Raw genomic sequence first — 20,816 nt, 5'->3', positions numbered from 1 at the left:
TTTTTATACTATTAATAATAACAGAAAAGTTTAAAATGAAAAGAGGAATAATATATATGTACTGTGGAGAAAAAGTTTGTTTGAGGGCTTACAAAGAAGAAGATATTAAGCTGGCAATGAAGTTTGTCAATGATAGGGAACTTAAAAAGTTTTTAGTTACTAATATTCCTTTTCCAATGAGTTTATGGGAAGAAGAAACTTGGGTTAAAGCTCAAAAGGGCAGTGAAAGTGGTGAATATAATTTTGCTATAGAGGATATAAAGACAAATAAATATATAGGTGGCTGCGGCATTCAAAAAGTGAATTGGCTAACTCGTGTGGCCGTTGTGGGAATAATGATAGGAGATAAGGATTATTGGAGTAAAGGTTATGGCACAGATGCTATGAAAGTGCTTATGAAATTTATTTTTGAAGATATGAATATCAATAAAATAAGATTAAATACTTTTTCATTTAACGAAAGAGCTAAGAAATGTTATGAAAAATGCGGCTTTGAAGTAGAGGGTATTTTAAAAAATGAAATATTTAAAGAAGGTAAATATTATGATGAAATAATTATGTCTGCCTTTAGCAAAAAATAATGAAATATTTTATGTATTGATAATAATATCTCATGTATGGTTAAATATATATAATAAGATTTGAAATTACACATAGTAATAATACTGAACAGACTTCAATAATGGAGATGATGAAATGTGGAAGGTATGGAAAATCTAGATAAAATAGTATTTTTTGATATAGGTGGAACTTTAGTAGGCGCTCCAAATTTGTTTTCATATATAGCCAGTAAATATAAAAATTCTCAAGGTGATAAAATTGCTAAAGTAATAAGTGAAAATTATGATGAACTATATTACAATGTACAGGAAGATGAATTTTTGAGTGTGAAGGATATGTTGGAAATATCACTTAAAAAAGCGGCTTTGAAATTAAATATAGAAGATTTAAGTAATTTAGCACATCACTATTATGAAGAACTTTATATTAATCAATCATATCTTTATGAAGATGTTATTAGAGTTTTAAATATACTGAGAAAAAGAAAAATAAAATTAATTGTATTTAGTAATTCTGATTCAGATATATTAATTAAAGAATTACAGGCTTTGAATATACATCATTATTTTCATGAATTTATAATATCCAGTGATGTTAGATCCTATAAACCATGTGACATTATAATAAATAAGGCATTGTCCTATTGTAATATTCCAAATAAGGATATAATATTAGTGGGAAATTCTGATGAAGATGTTATAAGTGCTAAAAAAATGGGTATTACTTCTGTTTTAATAAAACGATGGAATAAAAAAATTAATGTTTCCAGTGATTATAATATAGATTCATTAGATGAGTTGTTAGAAATATTATAAAATGTGATATATAAGTTGCCATTAAAATTGGTCATTTAATAAATGGTATTTAGATGCCTTACCAAAATAGAATATTATATTATGAATATAATTTATTGCAACATATGTATTATTTTTTAAATAAGTGGTGGTTGGTGGTATGGTATGAAAAAAGATGATATATTCGTATTGTTTGATAAGGCATATATGGAGATCTATAATAAAGAACAGAGTAAAGCTGAAAAGAAAAAATACATGAATAGTGTTTATAAGGAGATCTATAAAAAAGTATCTAAATATACTAAAGAAGATTGGAAAGGCCTTAGAGAAAGATTAAATTATATATATGAAGATATAATTATTTTAATGGATAAATCACCTGCACATGAAAAAGTTCAACAAGCTATTGAGGAATTAAGAAAGTACTATAGTGACAGCTTCTACAATTGTAATTTAAATATGTTTAGAGCTCTTGGAAAATTATATATAGAAGACGAAAATTTCAGAGAAAAAATTAACCAACGAAAGGAAGGCTTAGCTGAATTTTTAAGTGAGGCCATAGAAATATATTGTTATAGATCAGAAAATAATGAGTAGATTTGTATAGCAGGTTTAAGGCCTGCTTTTTTCTAATTGCTTTGCGCTTTAACATATTTAAAGTATATGAAATGATTGGTTATTTCTTTACGGTTCCCAATATAGATGTATAATGTAAGAAATAGTATAAACAGGAGGGATTTAGTATGTATTTTGAAAATCCAGGCAGATTGAACACAGAGGAGACTGTAAAGCTTGCTATAAAGACTGCTGTAGAAAGAAAAATTAAATATATAGTGGTTGCTACAAGTAAGGGAGAAGTGCCTACTTATCTTAAAAATTGTGGTATTAAAGTTATAGTAGTTACTCATGCAAATGGTTTTGCAGAAAATGGTGTTCAGGAACTTTCAGAGGAAAAAAGAAAAGAGTTAGAGGAATATGGTTTTGTAATATATACATCCAGCCATATACTTTCAGGGGCTGAACGCAGCCTTTCAAGTAAATTTGGTGGTATATTACCAGTGGAGATAATTGCAAATTCATTAAGGATGCTTGGTCAGGGTGTCAAAGTGGGTGTTGAAATAAGTACTATGGCTTTGGATGGCGGAGTTATACCCTATGGTGAAGATATTATTGCTATATCAGGTACTGGACGTGGAGCTGATACAGCAATAATAATAAGGCCGTCTCATGGAGCAGATATATTGAGGACTAAAGTAAAAGAAATTATTTGCAAACCGGCAGAATGGTAAATATAGGCTTATCCGATAACTAGTCGCTGTAACACTCTACCTTCTACAAGGTGTGGATAACAGCGACACGTTCCTGGATAATTCATCTAAACTCAGTGTGGGTACAAACTCCCACTGAGTAAGATTCATTGATAATGTAGTGATTTATATCATATAGAGAAAAAGCAGAGTTATTTATTTGAATATGCCTTATATACTTCTTAAAAGCTGGGGGTTCAATATATCACTTAATTCTGAGAAAGGAATTTTTATCAAAGGTATTCCGGAAGCAACTGGAGCAATTTCATTGAAGCCAAAAAACAATACAAGGTTATTATTATCCAAATAGTAAGGTTGATCTTCGGTTATGCCTTTAAAATTGCTGGCGGTACTAGGATAGTAGTCTTGAGGATTTCTCTGTAAAATTGACCTTATTTTACTGTTTAATACAGATATATAATTTGAACCAGGTTTAAATAGATCTCCTAAAGGCATAGATCTGGCATTTTGAAGATTATAATTATAGGATGTTCTTATATAACTATTTCTTCCATTTATATATTGCTGGTAGATTAAAGAAATACTCAAAAGGTTATTTTTGTTATAAGTTACTACATAGTTGTTTGAAATTTGGAATGGAATTACTGGTTTACCTGCCTGCTGCATAGCTTTTGCATTTTCATCTGCAGCTGCTTCCATCTGACTTTTGAATTCTAAAATGTCATTTTTTACATTATTATTAATGTAATTTATAACATTAGGATTAAAATCTCCGCTTAGTACTGGAATATTTAGATATTCGTGTATTTTATAATTTTCTGAATTAAGTGGCTGTGAAGTGGCAGTTAGGGTTTTCACGTTTGCAGTATCGTTTCTATACATGTAATATTTTGGATAATAATCCGGTGGAAGTTGAGAACGAGTAGGATTATTATGTTCTTTATGTTTATGATTCATAATGTACACCCCCTAAGATATTGTAAAGAAGATTAACGTATATGTGTCAATATTTTTTAATTATTTTTTACGTATCTAAGCCACTAACTAGAATATGTTACAAGTATAAAAAAGTTGCTTTTATTAATAAGTTTCTTAGATATCCGGTAATTAGATATCTGAGAATGTATAGTAAGTCAAAGCTGTGACGCATATTTTGATGGTAGTAAATGCTATCTGAATATGTGTTAGTTTTGCAGATTTAAAAGTGTCAAATTGATATAATGGAGGAATTTATGTCACATATTAAAACTAATGCCATGCGCATTTTAGATAGAAAAAAAATTGAATATAATATTATCACTTATGATAGCTCAGATGGTAAAATAGATGGAATTTCAGTAACCAATAAACTTGGGGAAGATCCTAAAGTTGTTTATAAAACTTTAGTACTTCAGGGAAGCAGTAATAATATATATGTATTCGTTACTCCTGTTGAAGAGGAAATAGACTTAAAGAAAGCGGCAGTATGTGCAGGAGAAAAAAGTATTAAAATGATAGCAGTTAAAGATATAATGAAATTAACGGGATACATACGAGGTGGCTGTTCACCTATAGGAATGAAAAAGGATTATAAAACTTTTGTTAATATTAGTGCTTTAGATATTAATAAAATAATTGTAAGTGGTGGAAAGATAGGTACACAAATTGAAATTTCTACTGAGGATCTTGCTGAAGTTACAAATTGTGAATTTAAAGATTTCATAAAACATTAAAAGAAAAATCATAAGAAGAGAGGCTGTCCAAAATATTTGGACAGTTTATTAAATTAATGCTGTTCAAAAGTTGATATCATTCCAGCAAGTGTATTAATATGATTTTTATCTTCAGTTAGCATGGAATCAACTAATTTTGAACTGTCCTCGTCCAAGTCACTTTTTACAATTTTAGAAACAATCTTTATACCCATATCTTCTCCATGCTGTGCCTTTTTTAGATAATCTAAAGGTTTTTTTGTGCCTATATTTTTCACATTGGATATAGTTTCTACAACTCTACCTGTTACACCTACACTGGATACAGGAACTCCTCCTAAAGTTTGGATTCTTTCAGATAATTTAATGGAATTTCTTTTGTGTTCTTTTTGTATTTTTTGAAATTCAGCTTTTGTGTTGGAATCATCTATATTTTTTATATACTTTTCATAGGAATCAATAGCCATGTACTCACCCTTCAATACAGCATTTAGTTCTTTTATACTAACATTTTTTTCTTTTTTCTTTAAATTAGAAACATTAGGAATATGATAGAAATTATTTTTTTTATTAACAATATTTTGCTTTGTTTTACCTGTAGGCATATAAAAACACTTCCTTTCACATTAATAATATGCTCATATAATGAATAACTTATGTTATGTAATGCTGTATAGTACAGGAAAAATTTTCATAATTTTAATTAAATATATAAAAATAAAAAGATAAATGTTGTACAAACTAATTATAATAATCAAATTAAAGAAGTTTATTTTAATGATTTTTGTAATATATAATTTCAATTATTTATTATTAGTATTTTTTAATTAAATAATAATTAATGTGATATATCTTAGGAGGAGAATAATTATGGCTGCATATTCTAAAATACTTTTAATAGGTCATGAAAGCAAAGATGGATTGGAAGACATATATGTAGAAATTCTGCAAGGTGAAGGTGAGAAAAGGTGGTATGAGGCAAAATATGATGAAGAAAAAATAAAACGACTTGGAAATATAAGATCTGTGATTCCAAGAGATAGAGATGATCCCAATTCAACTTTAGATGCATGTATAGCTTTTGCTCCAAAATTATTTGAAAATTGTCCCTCATTAAATGATGTAAAAAGTGAATTGAAAGATAAAAATATGATAGATTTTTCTACGGGAAATAATGTACCAAAGTCTTGGTGTAATCTTAGAGAAGAGGCCAAGAAAAATTTAAGCAGCATACACATATATGAAGCAGATATAAAAAGGCATAAAATGTTAAATAAAAATTAATAAAAACTTAGTGGAGATATTAATTTATTTCCACTAAGTTTTAAAAATATATTTTATATAGAATATAAGTATTATTTCCTTAGCTATTTTTAGTCTAAAAACTCCACACCTTTGGTTAGAGCTAAATTATATGTTAAAAAGGCCAATATAGAATAGAAAATAATAAGTATTATAAAAGTTATAATTAAATTCAGATTTAATACAATTGGAACTATTATTGTAAGTGCAGCAGTTACCAACAAAGCAAGTACTACAATAAGACCATTGAAGTTTTGTTTTACTGCTTTTGCTTCATTGTCCCAGTCCAGTTTGGGGAATTTTAAGTCAATAAATATTCCCAAGAAGGAATAGAAAATTATTCCTATTATAGATGTAATAATCAACATAATTATCATTAAAAAATTAATTTTAAATACTATAGTAGCAACTATTAACATTAGTATATCAGATATAATGCTTACTATTATTCCTAAAAGAACCTTTGCTAGAATTTGTTCTTTGTAGGAGATAGGAAGATATTTAATTGTGAAAAAACCTTCACCTTCTCTGGATATAGCTGTGGAGCATATCATATTAAAGCTTGTGGCAACCAGTAGTACGTTGGCGGCTGCAGATAAAAATATATGGTTCATAGGTAGGTTTAAATCTTTAGACATACCGCCATTGCTGAATAATATTATTAAAAGCATTATTGGTGGGAAAACTACACCTCCAAGTACACAATTCTGCAAATAAGCAGGGGTTCTAAATAATAATTTCCATTCCTTTATTACATAGGATCTCAATTTAGAGCTTTGAGTTGAAGATTTACTGAACTCCTTATCAGATAATTTTTTACCTTTTGAATTGCTTTCTGAAATTCCAATAGCACCTTTAAAATATAGACTCTGTGCTGCTATAACAAATATAATAAGAGCTAGTGCTGAAATTATCAAAAATATAAGTAAATTTAATAAGCCAGAAATATTTTTTGAATTTAAAAGGCTTAAAGCAGCTAATTTGGTAGATGGAAAAGCAGTGGTAACCCTATTGATAATATCACTGTTATCTTTAAGTGAAGTAATGATGGCATTTGGACCGCTGACTTTTCTCATAAACACGTTTATAAGTATTGCAAGAACTATACCTACCATACCAGATAAGAATTTAAATCTATCCTTATCCTTAGCAAAATCTGTAAAGGACATTATAAGCATAATAATTAGACTGCAAATTATAATTGGAATTATAGGCAAAGTTAAAAATATAATTATTCCATAAATAATAAAAATTGCATCTCCAGCCTTATAGCAAAAACCTATAAGGGTTGGAAGTAAGGTTACAAGTTCTACAAAATATTCAAATAAAATAATTATGGCTAGTTTTGCTCCAAGTATTTCATAGGGTTTTAAAGGAAGTGGCAGTAATGTATCTATATCCTTGCTAAAATAAAATACACTCATGATGTAGAAAAAACCAAATACAATCATTACAATACAGGAAATTACCAGGTTAGAGCCTAAAAGTGCACCTTGAAGATTAAGCTTTGCCAGAGCATCATAAGAAGATACTGTTGAGGCTGCAAATCCAAAAGCTAAGGGTAGAAAGCATAGTATTAAAAGAATTATCATTCCAAACTTTCTTTTCTTGTTAAAGCCGGACTCAAAAGGATTATCGTTATTTTTTAATAGAGTCTTAGTTAAAATAAATAATTTACTCATGGCCAGTCATCTCCAAAAACATTTCTTCAAGAGATTCATTAGTTTTAAAATGTTCTCTCATTTCAGTCAAGGTTCCACAAAATAATAATTTCCCTTTATTTATTATTCCAACTCTATCACATAGCTTTTCAGCTACTTCAAGTACATGGGTTGAGAAAAACACGGTTTTACCACTATCAGCATGTTCTCTCATCATCTGTTTTAGGGTAAAGGATGATTTTGGATCAAGGCCGGTCATTGGTTCGTCAAGAATCCAGGTAGATGGACTGTGTACAAGTACACCCATTATTACTATTTTTTGTCTCATACCGTGAGAATAACTCTGTATTTTATCTCCAAGGGCAGTGGTCATTTCAAATCTTTCACTTAAACTTTTGACTCTTTCTTTTCTTAATTCATTGCTTACATCATACATGTCTGCCATAAAATTTAGATATTCTATGCCCTTAAGTCTCAAAAATATATCAGGATTATCAGGAACATATCCAAATTGTTTTTTTGCTTCAAGAGATTTTTCAGTTATGTCTATACCATTTATACCAATATATCCAGAATCTTTTTTTAGAATTCCTGTAAGCATTTTTATAGTTGTAGTTTTTCCAGCACCGTTATGGCCTAAAAATCCAAAAATTTCTCCATCATTGATAGTTAGATTTAAACTATCTACGGCTTTGTTAGTTTTGTTGTAGCTTTTATTAACATCTAGAATTTCTATCATTGTAACAAGCTCCCCTCATTTTTAATTTTAGTATATTTTAAGTCATATATATAAGATATTATAAATTTTTATTCAGGTCAAATATTTATCCGATAACTACCCACTCTAATACTCCTATCTTCTTCAAAGTGGGAGTAAAGAGTGGCTACGTCCCTGGATAACGATTTACCCTAAAGGACAACGATTTCTAAGTATCATAAATACCGATACTAAGAACTCTGTTAGTAAGCATCAGATGGAATAAAAACTCCACCTGATACCAAGAACTCTGTTTATCCGATAACTAGTCGCTGTAACACTCCACTTTTACAAGGTGAAGATAACAGCGACACGTTCCTGGATAATTCATCTAAACTCAGTGGGAGTACAAATTCCCACTGAGTAAGATTCATTGATATTAATAGAAAAAACTAGATAATTAAAAAGAATGAAGCATATTTATTGAAAATTAACGTGTATGAATGTAATAGTACAAAAATAAATGCTATAGTAGTATTTAAAATATGGTATAATATGAATATTTGAAAAGAATTTTATTCGGTTTTAAAATGGTGAAGTTAAAATTTCAGAGAAATGATTATAAAAGTGAAAGTTTTAAATATGTTACTGGAGGAAATATTTTGCAATCAGTAAAATTATTATTAGATCAATATGGATATATTGCATTATTTTTATCCTTGTTACTTGAATTAATAGCATTGCCACTTCCAGGGGAAACTCTTATGAGTTATTGTGGCTATCTTGTTTATAGAGGAAAACTTAGCTGGAGTATAAGTATATTGACTTCATCACTGGGGGCAATTATTGGTATAACTATTTCCTACATTATAGGAAAAACTCTTGGAGCAAATTTTTTTAATAAATATGGATCATATGTACATATGAAGCCTGAAAAATTAAAAAAGGTATCCAGTTGGTTTGAAACATATGGCAGCAAGCTTTTAATTTTTTCTTATTTCATACCAGGTGTACGACATATAACGGGATATTTTGCAGGTATTACTAAAATATCCTTTAAAAAATTTGCTATTAATGCATATATAGGTGGATTTTTATGGAGTTTTACATTTATAACACTTGGAAAAGCCTTAGGTAGTGGATGGCATAGATTTCATGCATATATAAGAAGGTATGTTATTTTAATAGCTATAGTTTTAGTGATTATAATATTGATAATGTTTATTTATAAGTATTACAAAAAGAATTCATGATATTTTTGTTTTTGGATAATAATTGGTATAATATGTACTCCTATTGGAAACTATACAGTTGAGAAAGGGGTGCTACATATGTCTAAAAGAAGCAATTCTGATAAAAAGAACGATAAAAACATTTTAGATTCTGAAAGTGACTATGAAAAAAATAGACAGGAAAAAACGAAGAAACATAAATAGAACGTATAAAAATGTAATATTTATTAATGTAAATTAAAGAAAAATGGGCTGTCTCACAATGCTTATCATGCATAGCGAGACAGCTTCTTAACTATTCTACTATTAAAAATAATTATTAAAATCTGATTTTTAATAAACAAATGAGGCCGTTCTCAAATTTAATGAATATTTATTCCTTTTGAGACAGTCCCTTTTTGTTATTTTAAATTTGCTGGATTTTCATCATATTTGTTGTACCTGTAGTACCAGCAGGTATTCCGGCAGCAATTATAACCAAATCACCTTTTTTTATATAATTAGACTCTAGAGATTTTTTTACTGCATCTTCAATTAGTTCATCTGTAGAGATTAATTTGTTGGATACTATTGCTTTAACTCCGAAATTTAAGGAAAGAGCTCTAGCCACTTTTTCACTTGGTGTAACTGCAACGATTGGACATTCAGGTCTATATTTAGATACCATTCTAGCGGTATGGCCAGTTTGAGTTGAGGTTATGATTGCAGCAACCTTAAGTTCTTGGGCAGTATTACAGGCAGCTAGGCTTATAGCATTTGATACATTGCTTATACTACTTTCCTTTCTCCTATTTAAGGCGTCAGAGTAATCTATATTTGCTTCAGCTTCCTTGGCTATGTTAGACATAGTGCCAGCAGCCTCTAGTGGATAATCACCACTTGCACTTTCACCACTTAACATTATGGCATCTGTTCCATCAAATATGGCATTTGCTATATCTGAGGCCTCTGCTCTGGTTGGTCTTGGATTTCTTATCATTGAATCCAGCATTTGAGTTGCAGTTATTACAGGTTTGCCAGCTTTATTACATTTTTGTATTATCATTTTTTGAATAATAGGTACTCTTTGAAGTGGAATTTCAACTCCCATATCTCCCCTTGCAATCATAATTCCATCTGCAGCTTTAATTATTGCATCAATATTATCTACACCTTCTTGGGTTTCTATTTTAGGTATTATTTGAATTTTTTCTCCACCATTTTCATTAAGTATTCTTCTCACATCTAACACATCTTCAGCTTTTCTTATGAAGGAGGCAGCTACTATATCTACTTCCTGCCCACAACCAAATATTAGATCAAATTTGTCCTTTTCAGTAACAGCAGGGAGACCTATGGATACATTTGGCACATTTATACCTTTGTGGCTTCCAATGTAACCTGTATTAAGAGCTGTGCAGTGAATTTCATTACCTTCAACAGAATCTATTCTTAATTCCAGCAGACCATCGTCTACAAGTAACATTCCCCCAGCTTTCACATCTTTATATAGCTGGTCATAGGAAACAGAGCATCTCTCTTTATTTCCAAGAAGTTCTTTCCCACATATGAATACGAACTTATTATCTTTTTCTATTAACACTTTATCATTTTCAAAATTATGAGTTCTTATTTTAGGGCCTTTAATATCAAGCATAATTGCAACGGGTTTATTAAGTTTCTCTCTAAGTCTTTTGATAATATCCATTTTTTCTTTATGACTCTCATGAGTGCCATGAGAAAAGTTAAGTCTTGCTACATTCATACCAATATTTATAAGTTTTTCTAGAGTTTCTTCTGTGTCACTGGCTGGGCCAATAGTAAAAATCATCTTTGTTTTTTGCATAATAAAATCTCCTTATCCACTAGATTTTAAGTATAAAGTTTAGAATTTGTTTATTTGATGAAAGTATAACGAAATATAGTTAAAATATTATCAATGTACTTTTTTAACTTTATAATTTTACATCAATCGAGCATGTAATAGATGAACTATGTCATTAATTATTTATTGAAAATTGCCATTAATATATAATATAAATTTTTATAAGCATTGTTTACAAATCCAAAAGTTGATTTTTATGCGATTATATGTAAAGTTTTTATATACAATTTATAAAATTTAACATATAAATACATATGTCTATAATAAAACATATAATGCTCATATTCAATAATTTAATGTTAAAATTTTTCATATGTTCATTTTTTAACAAAGTCTACAATATATAATTTTGTATAAAAATATTTTATGGTATACTATTTGTGTTAATTAATTCTATTAATGTATATACAATTATAAAATCATATTATAGCTTTTACAGATAAAAGGATTTTAAAACATATTTTATTAAATAGTCTTAAAAAATTTTATTTATAGGATGATATTTTTAGGAGGTGTATTTTATGTTTATTAATGATACAATACTTAAAGTCAGGTATGCTGAAACAGATAAAATGGGAATTGTACATAATTCTAGATATTATATATGGTTTGAAGTAGCAAGAGATGAGTACATAGAAAAATTAGATATTACATACAAAGAACTTGAGGATATGGGAATAATGATGCCTTTGGTTGAAACTCATTGTAAATACTTAGAAGGGGCAAAATATGGTGATGAGATTTTAATAAAGACCTCAGTTATTGAGATAAGTGGGGTAAAGGTAGTTTTTAATTATGATGTGTTCAGGAATAGTGATAAAAAGCTTCTGGCAAAGGGAGGAACTACCCAGGCCTTTGTAAATAGCAAGGAATTTAAAATAGTTAATATTAAGAAGAAATATCCAGAGGTATGGAAGTTATTTGAAAAGTTAATGTAAATATTCAATTTGTATTAATTGATAGTTAGGAATTAAAAAATGCAAGCATTGAACTAATAATAGTTATTAGATATAATAAATTAAGATTTTATGAAGTAAAAGAGGGATAAAATGAAAAAAGCAGTTGTTTTATTATCAGGTGGTTTAGATTCAACCACAGCTTTGTATCTGGCAAAATCACAGGGCTTTGAAGTTTATGCTATTTCCTTTAATTATGGGCAGAGACATAAGAAGGAAATAGAGTCTGCAAAAAAGGTTGCAGAAAAGGCAGATATAAAAGAACATATTATTGTAAATACAAATATGAATGCATGGGGAGGTTCAGCACTTACTGATTCCAATATACAAGTTCCAGATGGAGATGAGAATAGGGCAGATATTCCTGTTACTTATGTACCTGCAAGAAATATGATATTTTTATCCTATGCAGCTTCCTATGCTGAAGCTGTAGGAGCACAGGATATATTTATAGGAGTAAGCCAGGTGGATTATTCCGGGTATGTAGATTGCAGAAAAGAATTTATAGATGCCATGGAAAATGCAATCAATAAAGGAACAGTATGTGCAGTTGAAGATAATAAACCTATAAAAATACATGCACCTTTTATGAATATGACAAAAGCTGAAGAAATAAAGCTGGGAATGAAATTAGGAGTAGATTATTCTTTGACCTGGACCTGCTATAATGGATATGAAAATGCCTGTGGAAATTGTGACAGCTGTTTGTTAAGAATTAAAGCTTTTGAGGAAGCAGGATATAAAGATCCAGTAAAATATATGGAGAAATAGTTGAGAAAATTATGTATTAACTTTTTAACTTTCAATTTTTAGATATGATCATTATTTTAATTCGTAAATGTAGGATATTACGCATTAAATAAAAAATCACTATACACGTTTATTTAGTATAGTGATTTTTAACCCATAATACTATATACTCTTGTTTAAAATCTCCTTTTCCTATTCCTAACCCTAAGTTAATTAACTCATTTTGAGTAAATCTTAATTTTATTCCGTTATACTCTAATAATATAAGCATTACATATATTCCTATTCTTTTATTTCTCTCTACAAAAGAATGATTATTTATCATACTATAACAAATATTTGCACATTTATCTTCAAGAGTAGGATAAAGATCTTCTCCATTAAAAGTTGCTTTTGAATTTTCTATTGATGATTTTAACAATTCTATATCTCTTAATTCACTTGATCCACCTATAGCTGTTATAAGTTTTTTATGAAGTTTTAAAACATATTCACTTGAATTATACTTCATTTAGCTAATTCCTTAAATGCTTCCATATTTTCTTCTAATATTCTATCAGCAATAGTATCTATCTTTTCTTCTTCTGAAGAAGCTTCTTTACTCATATAATAAATAAAGTTATCTTTTTAAAAGATATTATCGTATTGTAATAAGATGATGTCAACTGTGTGTATGATTTACATCATTTTTTAATACGTCCTAAAAGATACGCCTGTATAGACTAAAAATCTATTATAATATTTGCGTATATAAAAGTTATTAAATATATTTACAAACCTTTATAAATAAAGACGCCTTTTACAGACGATATACTTGGGAATAGATTTAAGAGAAATTAAAAAATAATAATAAATTTGAAATAAACTTTATTTTTTAAGAGGTATTAAAATACAAATCTACAGTTACAGCGGCTAGTCATCAGATAAATTCATATTTTTTTATATAATATCAATTATAATGAAAATTTTAATTAGATTTAACTAAAAATTAAAAATGAATTAACCATTTCATAACTTATAAATATCATGATGATATATTATAGTATTATATGTATGTTATTATTTTACATTAGAGGAAAATATAAATATTACAAATTTTATACAATAGACCAACTCAATTTTGTATTGTTACAATGTTGCTAAAGATGAACATTTAAACATTATAAAAAATACATTTAGGGAGTGATTTTTTTGGAAAATTTGGAATGTAAATTAAAAATCGCGAGAAGAATGGAGCTTTTAAGAGAAAAACTTAACAAATGCATTGATAATAATTTATATAATCTTAATAATGAGGAAATTTTGCATATTAGTGAAGAACTTGATATTACAATAGTTCAATATGTTAGAAGTAGTTAAATACTATAGATAAAATAACTGAGAGTTCAAAAGAAAAGTTATATTTTTATTATAAATTTTTTAAGAAGATAGATTTATCCGATGACTATCCACTCTAATACTCCCATCGCACTCTGTGAAAGCGATTCACACAAAATCTAAGATTTTGGTTCTCTGCTTTTCTTCAAAGTGGGAGTAAAGAGTGGCTACGTCCCTGGATAACGATTTCTAAGCATCGGATGGAATAAAAACTCCACCTGATGCCAAGAACTCTGTTTATATTAAAAATATAATTTAATATAAAACTTAATAAAATTGTTGGATCAAAATAAAGACTTGAATAATACTTTATGCTATTAAATTACTTTATGTATAAATATTTATGAACAACAATAAAAAATGATAGAAGCTCTATTGTATCTTTGTTTTATAAATCCGTATTTTTAATTTAATATAAATTATAATTAAATTTATATTAAATTAAAAATAAGTCAACTGTTACATGACTTATAAATTGGCATTGCTATATATCATAGTAGTAGACATATGTTATTTATTGGATAGAGAATGAAAATATAAATATTATAAATTTTAGGCAATATATTTATCAAATATATACTTGATTTTTGATATTTTGCTATTGCAATCAGTATAACATAATAAAAGGTGGCTCAAATAAACAATATGTAAGTTTGCACATTGAATTGTAATGACATATTGTGCTGTGAAATATAAATATGTAGTAGCAGCAAGAACTTGTGCATCTTTTGGAGTAGTACCAACAGCTAGTTCTAATAGTAGCCAATCAGTAAAAGCAGTACTAAGTGGACAAACTGCTAATCCAGTTATAAACCTTGCAGATTATTGCAGGTACTACAAGTATTTTACCGTGAAGAAAGTTAAATGTTATGAAGATGCAGTCAAGTTTATAGTGGAATAATGAACATAATGTGTAGTTGTGTTAAGTTGCACTTTTCTTATAAAATGCTTTCTTTATTTTTCATAAATTTCTATAGGTAGGTCATCAGGATCACTTAAAAAAGTAAATTTTTTATTGGTAAATTCATCTATTCTTATGGGTTCTACTACTATCAGCTTATCTTTTAAATATTGAACTGTATTTTCTATATTGTCTACCTCAAAAGAAATATGTCTTAGACCGCAGGCTTCAGGATAGCTTGGCCTTTTGGGTGCATTTGGAAAAGAAAACAATTCAATCTGATCAAAGTCTCCAACTCTTAAATCCAGTTTATAAGACTCTCTTTCTTTTCTATAGGTCTCATGGATTATGGCAAAACCAAGAATTTCCGCATAGAATTTTTTAGATTTATAGTAGTCAGAACAGATTATAGCTACATGATTTATTCTATTGAATTTCATAATAAGTATCCTTTCCTATTTCATTCGTATATTTAAGATTATAGGTCACATTTGTAATTATAACATATCCTGATAATATTTTCTATAATAGTATTTTTTACTTAAAACGCTATAATATTACAGTGGAATTTATACTTCAGTAATATATCCTGTACAATATTTATTAATGACCTAATATCATAATAGTAACTATTTTAGAGAATAATATTATAGCTTATAGTTATTATATACGGTATAAAGCAAATAGTCTTTTTAAATATAAAGAGGGTGAATACAATTGAACAAAGCTTTATTTTTAGATAGAGATGGAGTTATAAATGAGAACGAAAAACCTATAAATAAACCTGAAGATTTTAAGCTCTATAAAGGAGTGAAAGAAGCCTTAAGCAAGGCTCAGGAAAATGAATTTGAAATATTTGTAGTTACAAACCAGGGAGGAATTGAGATTGGACATATCACTGTTGAACAACTTAATAATATTCACGAGAAAATGATTGAAATGCTAAGACCCTATTGCAATATTAGAGAGATAAAATTTTGCCCAGACTATCATTTAGATAGTGGGTGTAGAAAGCCGTCACCTAAAATGATATTGGAATTAGCAGAAAGGTATAACATTAATCTTAAAGAAAGTTATATGATAGGTGACAGAGATACAGATATAGAGGCTGGAAAAAGAGCTGGCTGTAAAACCGGAAAAATAGGTAAATTTAATGTTGATGCCGATGTTAATGGGAAAAATTTATATGATATAGTTAATAATATAATCAATTAGTATAAATGGATAAAATTTGTATATCATTTTCACAACAATTATACTAATATTTAATGAATTAGACTATTCAAGCATTACATTTACTTGTGAATATTATCATGAAATATATTAAAATTACAATTTAATCAAATAAAACTAAGTAGAAGAAGTTTTTTAGTGAGACTTCTTCTATTAAATTTAAGCTATCTTTTTTAATTTATGTCTATTTGAGGAGGTAACATAATATCCATAGGCTGTAATAATAATTGCTGCAGCATATGGGATATATAATACAAAAAATTCTGGGATTATTTGAAGCATTAATTTATCATGTAAAAACATATCAAAAGCAGTGTGGGCAAGTATGGCACCACCTATGTATATTACAAAAGGATGTTTTTTCATAATGTTTGCTACATATACGCTTCCTAAAAATATTATTGGAATATTTATGAGAAGACCGAAAACAATCAAAAATATATTACCGTTTGCACTGCCTGCTATGGCTAGTACATTATCAATACTCATAGTTAAATCTGCAAGGACAATACTGTAAATAGCACGCCAAAAACCATGTACACTTTTTTGTTTTAATTTAGTATTATTATTTTTTGGTTTAATAAAGTCAAAGGTTATTATTATGAGTACAATACCTCCAACTAATTTAATTGGGAGTCCTTCAATCATTAAAATGTATGTAATGAAACAGGAAAATATTATTCTTAAAACAATCGCAAAAATAACTCCTATAAAAGAAGCTTTTTTTGCAAGCTTTAAGGGTAAATCCTTTGTAGCTAGTGCTATTATGCCTATATTGTCTCCACTTAATACCATATCTAATAGAGTGATTTTTATTATGCCGCTAATAATTAAAATATAATGATCCATAATTTTCCTCCCGAAATGGCTCTATATTATAGATATAAAAATGTATATATATAATTATATTATAGATAAGTAATTTAATGTAATAAAAATAAATTATTTATTTTAACCTAATATTCAGAATTCTTCAATCCTCTATAGGTGGTGAGTAGTTCACAAGGCAATTATAGTAATAATTAAAAACCTGTGTTTATATAATAAGATTATTGAATAAATTCAGATACTTCAGTAACAAGAAACAGTACAAACCCCCTTAACTAAGATTAGACAAGTAATCCTAGTTAAGGGGGTGATGTTTACATAAAGCAAATTAAGTCTTATCAATAATTTCAGAGACTGAGGTTAAACAATATATAATTTTTTGCCAAATATATCTTTAAATTCATCAGCAGAAGTTAAAGCTTCTTTAATTTCAAGAGTAGGCATGGCATTAGAAATGGTTTTTATTATTACAGTATCTTCATCTATAATGCATTTAATATTTTTTACTATTGAAATCATACTTTTATCTAGATTTTCGGCAAGTCTCAGTAATAATCCTAATTGTCTTATGGTTTCCAAATCTTCCTTAGTAATTATTGTTTTATATTCAGAATAATTAATTGGAAAACTATCATCTCTATGACTTGCTGTTATACAGGCACTCATCACTAGTTCTCTATGAGAAAGTCCATTGATCTGTGAATTGAGTATCATATATAGAGAATGTTTATAATGAAAATAGTAAGTTATATTTGAGCCAATGTGGTGCAGCATGGCAGAAGTCTTTACAATATTATGTAGGCTGCAGGAACTTTTTATTAATGGTTTAAGATCACTATATAAAGAATTCATTAAATGATATATGTGCTCAGCATGTCTGAAATTGCTATTATGATTCATTAATAAGGTATTGATAGAAAAATCAAGTACATCTTTTATGGGAATATTGTCTTTGCATATATGGCTATAAAGTAAACCCTCCCTTATGCCATTTCTACTTATAATTACATCTTCAATAGAACAGAATTCTATTAAGGTTGAAATGGCAGCGGCAGCACCTACAAAAATATCAGCTCTATCACTGGATAAGCCTTTGATTTTTCTTCTTTGAGCGTTGTTTTTACTCTTTACTAAATTATAAATTGATATAATATCTGTGTTTTTCATGTGATAATTATGCATTAGGTTTAAAGGATAATTAATAGATTTTCTATGGATTTTACCTAGTGTTCGTATACTTCCACCAATGCCTATTAGAGTATATCCTTTAGCTTCCTTTAGCCACTCTAAATCATTAAATTGCTTTATTAAAAAATTTTTAAGTATACTCTCTTTATCTTCTTCCAGTATATCATTAATTTCAAATTTTTTAATTAAATTTATTGCTCCAAATGGAATACTAATGCTATTCATAAGTTTTCTATGCTTTACGAGTATGAGCTCAGTGCTTGCTCCGCCAATATCTATTATAAGAGCATTGTCTACAGTCATACTGTTTATAGTGCTGAAATAGTCATAATAGGCTTCTTCTATGCCAGTTAAAACAGTTATTTTTAACCCTATACTGGTTTCTATTTTATCTAAAAATTCCCTTTGATTTTTAGCGCTTCTTATGGCTTCTGTTGCTACTGCTGTTATTTCTGAAACTTCAAAAGCAGTACATATATTTTTATAGGTAGTTAATGTTTTTAAGGTTAGTTCGATTTTTTCTTCGGATAATATTCTATTTTCATCAAGTCCATCTCCAAGTCGTAAGTATTCTTTAAGCTCATTTATTATGCGTATAGAATTTTTATCACCTATATCTGCAAGCAAAAGGCGTACTGAATTGGATCCTATATCGATTATACCTATCCTTTTGTTCATAAAGTCACTCCTTGTATGAATAAATTTATATATTTTAATATATATATAATCTTTCTCTGTTATAATATATATTATTTCATAAAATAATTATATTCAACATAAATTTTTATTAGTTTCTAGGATAAACTAATAGTAAGTTGCCTATTTACTGGAAAGATATCAATTTATGATAATAGAGTAATTTATAAATTTCAACAATAAAATTAATTATGTTGTTTTGTATAATTAGGGAGGGCAAAACTATGGAAAATATTCATAGAGAAACCGTTGCAGCTTTAGATCTTGGGGCTAATTTTTTCAGAATGATAATAGCTGAAATTAATAGTGATGGTAGTATTAATATATTAGACGATTTGCAAAAAAATACATCTTTAGGAAGAGATACTTTTACCAAGAGAAGAATAGGGGTAGAAGCAATTTATGAGACTTGTTCAATATTGGATGGCTTTGTAAAGCTCATGAAGGACTATGGTGTTAAGTTTTATTGGGCAGTTTCTACCAGCGGTATAAGAGAAGCTGAAAATAGAGAGTATGTATTAGAACAAATAAGAGTGAGAACGGGAATACTAATTGAGGTGATAAACACATCTCAGGAAAGATTTTTAGTATTTAAAGCTTTAAGAGACAAAATAGAAAACTCAAATGAAATATACAATGAAGGTGCAATGATTCTTAATATAGGTTCAGGCGGTATTGAAGTTTCCATATACAATGAGGGAAGTCTTAAATTTACTGAATATATAAAGATAGGTTCTCTTAGGTTAAGAGAAATTTTGGGGGGACTTGAAAGTAAAACTTTAAATTTTTCAGAAGTCATGACTGAATTTGTAGAAAGTAGAATTTACACCTTAAGAAATTATTTAGAAAGCTATAAAGTTAAAAATTTTGTGGGGCTAGGTGGAAGCTTTAAATTTCTTTTGAAAATATATGCTGCCGGGGAAAAAAGATATATTTCAAGGGAGTCTCTTTCAGATTTTTTGAATAAGATAAAAAATATGACAACAAAAAGGATATGTGAAAAATTTGATATAAATACAGAGGAAGCCAAGCTTCTACTGCCTTCTACAATAATTGTGGAAACATTTTTAAATATGACTTTAGCTGAAGGCGTACATGTACCAAAAATTTCTCTACGACATGGAATGTTAATAGATATGCTAAGTAAAAAACTTGATCCCAGCAAAAAAAGAATGTTTGATCATGATATTATAAGCTCTGTCTGGTATATAGGGAAGAAATATGGTATAGATAAAGAACATTCAGAAAGAGTAAAAGATTTATCTCTTGCAATATTTGATAAAACCAAAAGATTTCACAGATTAGGTAATAGGGAAAGACTATTTTTGGAAATAGCAGCCATACTTCATGATGTAGGAAAGTATGTAAACTTAAATGAAGATGGTTTTTATTGCTATAATATTATTTACTATGAAGAAATACTTGGATTGTCTGACAAAAATTTAAATGTTGTAGCAAATGTGGTAAGATATCATGGTGAGGAGATGCCTTCACTTTCTCATGAAAATTATAAATCTTTAAATTTTACTGATAAAATAATTGTATCCAAGCTGGCAGCCATTCTAAAACTTGCAGAGGCTTTGAATATATCAAAGAAAAATAAAATTGATAATAATATAGACATAAGCATAGAAGACAGGAATGTATATTTTGATTTGGATACCTATAAGGATTGTACCCTTGAAATGTGGAGTTTTAAAAATAATGGGGAATTTTTTGAAGAAGTAATGGGAGTAAAGCCCATAATAAAGATCAAAAATTAAAAGTTTTAGAATAAGGAATCTTAAACTTGCTATTTATTTTAGATATCTAAAGGA

General features: G+C 28.2%; 22 protein-coding genes. 13 read left to right on the top strand and 9 right to left on the bottom strand.

Annotated elements, in window-relative coordinates; all coding sequences use genetic code 11:
- The first annotated feature begins 35 nt into the window (after positions 1-35).
- The 4 genes from CLOPA_RS15415 to CLOPA_RS15400 all read left to right on the top strand — a co-directional run bounded on the left by CLOPA_RS15415 (position 36) and on the right by CLOPA_RS15400 (position 2,644).
- Positions 36-581 carry a GNAT family N-acetyltransferase gene (locus CLOPA_RS15415; protein WP_242834207.1) on the top strand — a complete coding sequence of 182 codons (546 nt, stop codon included), beginning with the start codon at positions 36-38 and terminating at the stop codon, positions 579-581.
- Between the two features lie 126 nt (positions 582-707).
- The gene (locus CLOPA_RS15410; protein WP_242834206.1) at positions 708-1,376 is read left to right on the top strand and encodes an HAD family hydrolase; all 669 of its coding nucleotides are present in this window, start codon (positions 708-710) and stop codon (positions 1,374-1,376) included.
- 144 nt (positions 1,377-1,520) lie between these two features.
- Positions 1,521-1,952: a TipAS antibiotic-recognition domain-containing protein gene (locus CLOPA_RS15405; RefSeq protein ID WP_041710921.1), complete on the top strand. Its 432-nt coding sequence runs from the start codon at positions 1,521-1,523 to the stop codon at positions 1,950-1,952.
- Positions 1,953-2,098: 146 nt separating this feature from the next.
- Positions 2,099-2,644, top strand: a complete 546-nt coding sequence (locus CLOPA_RS15400; protein ID WP_015616356.1) for a pyruvate kinase alpha/beta domain-containing protein — start codon at positions 2,099-2,101, stop codon at positions 2,642-2,644.
- 189 nt (positions 2,645-2,833) lie between these two features.
- Here the strand turns inward: CLOPA_RS15400 and CLOPA_RS15395 are convergent, their stop codons facing one another.
- Positions 2,834-3,580, bottom strand: coding sequence for a DUF3298 and DUF4163 domain-containing protein (locus CLOPA_RS15395; protein WP_015616355.1), 747 nt, complete (start codon positions 3,578-3,580; stop codon positions 2,834-2,836).
- A gap of 275 nt (positions 3,581-3,855) precedes the next feature.
- On the opposite strand from CLOPA_RS15395, the gene ybaK reads away from it, so the two are divergent.
- Positions 3,856-4,335, top strand: coding sequence for a Cys-tRNA(Pro) deacylase (gene ybaK / locus CLOPA_RS15390; protein WP_015616354.1), 480 nt, complete (start codon positions 3,856-3,858; stop codon positions 4,333-4,335).
- A gap of 53 nt (positions 4,336-4,388) precedes the next feature.
- Here ybaK and CLOPA_RS15385 read toward each other — a convergent pair whose 3' ends face one another.
- Positions 4,389-4,919 carry a DUF2383 domain-containing protein gene (locus CLOPA_RS15385; protein WP_015616353.1) on the bottom strand — a complete coding sequence of 177 codons (531 nt, stop codon included), beginning with the start codon at positions 4,917-4,919 and terminating at the stop codon, positions 4,389-4,391.
- 265 nt (positions 4,920-5,184) lie between these two features.
- Here CLOPA_RS15385 and CLOPA_RS15380 point away from each other — a divergent pair, with 265 nt between their 5' ends.
- Positions 5,185-5,598, top strand: a complete 414-nt coding sequence (locus CLOPA_RS15380) for a hypothetical protein (protein WP_015616352.1) — start codon at positions 5,185-5,187, stop codon at positions 5,596-5,598.
- An 89-nt stretch (positions 5,599-5,687) separates the two neighbouring features.
- Here CLOPA_RS15380 and CLOPA_RS15375 read toward each other — a convergent pair whose 3' ends face one another.
- Together CLOPA_RS15375 and CLOPA_RS15370 are read right to left on the bottom strand one after the other, a co-directional pair.
- Positions 5,688-7,298, bottom strand: a complete 1,611-nt coding sequence (locus CLOPA_RS15375; protein WP_015616351.1) for a putative ABC transporter permease subunit — start codon at positions 7,296-7,298, stop codon at positions 5,688-5,690.
- Entirely contained in the window at positions 7,291-8,016 is a 726-nt protein-coding gene (locus tag CLOPA_RS15370) for an ABC transporter ATP-binding protein (protein WP_015616350.1), read from the bottom strand. The genes CLOPA_RS15375 and CLOPA_RS15370 overlap by 8 nt, the downstream gene beginning before the upstream one ends.
- Before the next feature lie 620 nt (positions 8,017-8,636).
- On the opposite strand from CLOPA_RS15370, the gene CLOPA_RS15365 reads away from it, so the two are divergent.
- Positions 8,637-9,227: a DedA family protein gene (locus CLOPA_RS15365; RefSeq protein WP_041710920.1), complete on the top strand. Its 591-nt coding sequence runs from the start codon at positions 8,637-8,639 to the stop codon at positions 9,225-9,227.
- Between the two features lie 385 nt (positions 9,228-9,612).
- On the opposite strand, the gene pyk is transcribed toward CLOPA_RS15365, so the two are convergent.
- On the bottom strand, positions 9,613-11,031 hold the full coding sequence (pyk, locus tag CLOPA_RS15360) for a pyruvate kinase (RefSeq protein WP_015616347.1): 1,419 nt from the start codon (positions 11,029-11,031) through the stop codon (positions 9,613-9,615).
- Positions 11,032-11,591: 560 nt separating this feature from the next.
- Here pyk and CLOPA_RS15355 point away from each other — a divergent pair.
- Together CLOPA_RS15355 and queC are read left to right on the top strand one after the other, a co-directional pair.
- Positions 11,592-12,008: an acyl-CoA thioesterase gene (locus CLOPA_RS15355; protein WP_015616346.1), complete on the top strand. Its 417-nt coding sequence runs from the start codon at positions 11,592-11,594 to the stop codon at positions 12,006-12,008.
- Between the two features lie 111 nt (positions 12,009-12,119).
- Complete coding sequence (queC, locus tag CLOPA_RS15350) at positions 12,120-12,797, top strand: 7-cyano-7-deazaguanine synthase QueC (RefSeq protein ID WP_015616345.1); 678 nt, start codon at positions 12,120-12,122, stop codon at positions 12,795-12,797.
- Positions 12,798-12,906: 109 nt separating this feature from the next.
- Here the strand turns inward: queC and CLOPA_RS15345 are convergent, their stop codons facing one another.
- The gene (locus CLOPA_RS15345; RefSeq protein ID WP_015616344.1) at positions 12,907-13,287 is read right to left on the bottom strand and encodes a type II toxin-antitoxin system death-on-curing family toxin; all 381 of its coding nucleotides are present in this window, start codon (positions 13,285-13,287) and stop codon (positions 12,907-12,909) included.
- A 680-nt stretch (positions 13,288-13,967) separates the two neighbouring features.
- On the opposite strand from CLOPA_RS15345, the gene CLOPA_RS24480 reads away from it, so the two are divergent.
- Positions 13,968-14,135, top strand: coding sequence for a Spo0E family sporulation regulatory protein-aspartic acid phosphatase (locus CLOPA_RS24480; protein ID WP_015616343.1), 168 nt, complete (start codon positions 13,968-13,970; stop codon positions 14,133-14,135).
- Positions 14,136-14,838: 703 nt separating this feature from the next.
- Positions 14,839-15,054 carry a hypothetical protein gene (locus CLOPA_RS26830; RefSeq protein WP_431602556.1) on the top strand — a complete coding sequence of 72 codons (216 nt, stop codon included), beginning with the start codon at positions 14,839-14,841 and terminating at the stop codon, positions 15,052-15,054.
- 53 nt (positions 15,055-15,107) lie between these two features.
- Here CLOPA_RS26830 and gloA2 read toward each other — a convergent pair whose 3' ends face one another.
- Complete coding sequence (gloA2, locus tag CLOPA_RS15330; protein WP_015616341.1) at positions 15,108-15,494, bottom strand: SMU1112c/YaeR family gloxylase I-like metalloprotein; 387 nt, start codon at positions 15,492-15,494, stop codon at positions 15,108-15,110.
- A gap of 277 nt (positions 15,495-15,771) precedes the next feature.
- Here gloA2 and CLOPA_RS15325 point away from each other — a divergent pair, with 277 nt between their 5' ends.
- Positions 15,772-16,269, top strand: a complete 498-nt coding sequence (locus CLOPA_RS15325) for a D-glycero-alpha-D-manno-heptose-1,7-bisphosphate 7-phosphatase (RefSeq protein WP_015616340.1) — start codon at positions 15,772-15,774, stop codon at positions 16,267-16,269.
- Positions 16,270-16,446: 177 nt separating this feature from the next.
- On the opposite strand, the gene CLOPA_RS15320 is transcribed toward CLOPA_RS15325, so the two are convergent.
- Positions 16,447-17,136 carry a TerC family protein gene (locus CLOPA_RS15320; protein WP_015616339.1) on the bottom strand — a complete coding sequence of 230 codons (690 nt, stop codon included), beginning with the start codon at positions 17,134-17,136 and terminating at the stop codon, positions 16,447-16,449.
- 339 nt (positions 17,137-17,475) lie between these two features.
- Positions 17,476-18,981 (bottom strand): exopolyphosphatase, encoded by a 1,506-nt coding sequence (gene ppx, locus CLOPA_RS15315; RefSeq protein WP_015616338.1) that lies wholly within the window; start codon positions 18,979-18,981, stop codon positions 17,476-17,478.
- Positions 18,982-19,223: 242 nt separating this feature from the next.
- Here ppx and CLOPA_RS15310 point away from each other — a divergent pair, with 242 nt between their 5' ends.
- Positions 19,224-20,762, top strand: a complete 1,539-nt coding sequence (locus CLOPA_RS15310) for an HD domain-containing protein (protein WP_015616337.1) — start codon at positions 19,224-19,226, stop codon at positions 20,760-20,762.
- The last annotated feature ends 54 nt before the right edge of the window (positions 20,763-20,816 follow it).

The sequence above is a fragment of the Clostridium pasteurianum BC1 genome, assembly GCF_000389635.1.
In the GTDB taxonomy this organism is placed as follows: Bacteria; Bacillota; Clostridia; order Clostridiales; family Clostridiaceae; genus Clostridium_I; species Clostridium_I pasteurianum_A.
The sequence above is the reverse complement of the archived record's forward strand: the minus strand, read 5'-3'. Positions and strand labels throughout refer to the sequence as shown.

Bases quoted from the DNA above. Each gene is read 5' to 3' on its own strand.
- CLOPA_RS15410 (WP_242834206.1), top strand. From the start codon at position 708: ATGGAAAATCTAGATAAAATAGTATTTTTTGATATAGGTGGAACTTTA.
- CLOPA_RS15415 (WP_242834207.1), top strand. From the start codon at position 36: ATGAAAAGAGGAATAATATATATGTACTGTGGAGAAAAAGTTTGTTTG.
- CLOPA_RS15345 (WP_015616344.1), bottom strand. From the start codon at position 13,287: ATGAAGTATAATTCAAGTGAATATGTTTTAAAACTTCATAAAAAACTT.
- CLOPA_RS15400 (WP_015616356.1), top strand. From the start codon at position 2,099: ATGTATTTTGAAAATCCAGGCAGATTGAACACAGAGGAGACTGTAAAG.
- ybaK (WP_015616354.1), top strand. From the start codon at position 3,856: ATGTCACATATTAAAACTAATGCCATGCGCATTTTAGATAGAAAAAAA.
- pyk (WP_015616347.1), bottom strand. From the start codon at position 11,031: ATGCAAAAAACAAAGATGATTTTTACTATTGGCCCAGCCAGTGACACA.
- CLOPA_RS15385 (WP_015616353.1), bottom strand. From the start codon at position 4,919: ATGCCTACAGGTAAAACAAAGCAAAATATTGTTAATAAAAAAAATAAT.
- CLOPA_RS15370 (WP_015616350.1), bottom strand. From the start codon at position 8,016: ATGATAGAAATTCTAGATGTTAATAAAAGCTACAACAAAACTAACAAA.
- gloA2 (WP_015616341.1), bottom strand. From the start codon at position 15,494: ATGAAATTCAATAGAATAAATCATGTAGCTATAATCTGTTCTGACTAC.
- CLOPA_RS15395 (WP_015616355.1), bottom strand. From the start codon at position 3,580: ATGAATCATAAACATAAAGAACATAATAATCCTACTCGTTCTCAACTT.
- CLOPA_RS15405 (WP_041710921.1), top strand. From the start codon at position 1,521: ATGAAAAAAGATGATATATTCGTATTGTTTGATAAGGCATATATGGAG.
- CLOPA_RS15320 (WP_015616339.1), bottom strand. From the start codon at position 17,136: ATGGATCATTATATTTTAATTATTAGCGGCATAATAAAAATCACTCTA.
- queC (WP_015616345.1), top strand. From the start codon at position 12,120: ATGAAAAAAGCAGTTGTTTTATTATCAGGTGGTTTAGATTCAACCACA.
- CLOPA_RS15375 (WP_015616351.1), bottom strand. From the start codon at position 7,298: ATGAGTAAATTATTTATTTTAACTAAGACTCTATTAAAAAATAACGAT.
- CLOPA_RS15355 (WP_015616346.1), top strand. From the start codon at position 11,592: ATGTTTATTAATGATACAATACTTAAAGTCAGGTATGCTGAAACAGAT.
- ppx (WP_015616338.1), bottom strand. From the start codon at position 18,981: ATGAACAAAAGGATAGGTATAATCGATATAGGATCCAATTCAGTACGC.
- CLOPA_RS15310 (WP_015616337.1), top strand. From the start codon at position 19,224: ATGGAAAATATTCATAGAGAAACCGTTGCAGCTTTAGATCTTGGGGCT.
- CLOPA_RS15380 (WP_015616352.1), top strand. From the start codon at position 5,185: ATGGCTGCATATTCTAAAATACTTTTAATAGGTCATGAAAGCAAAGAT.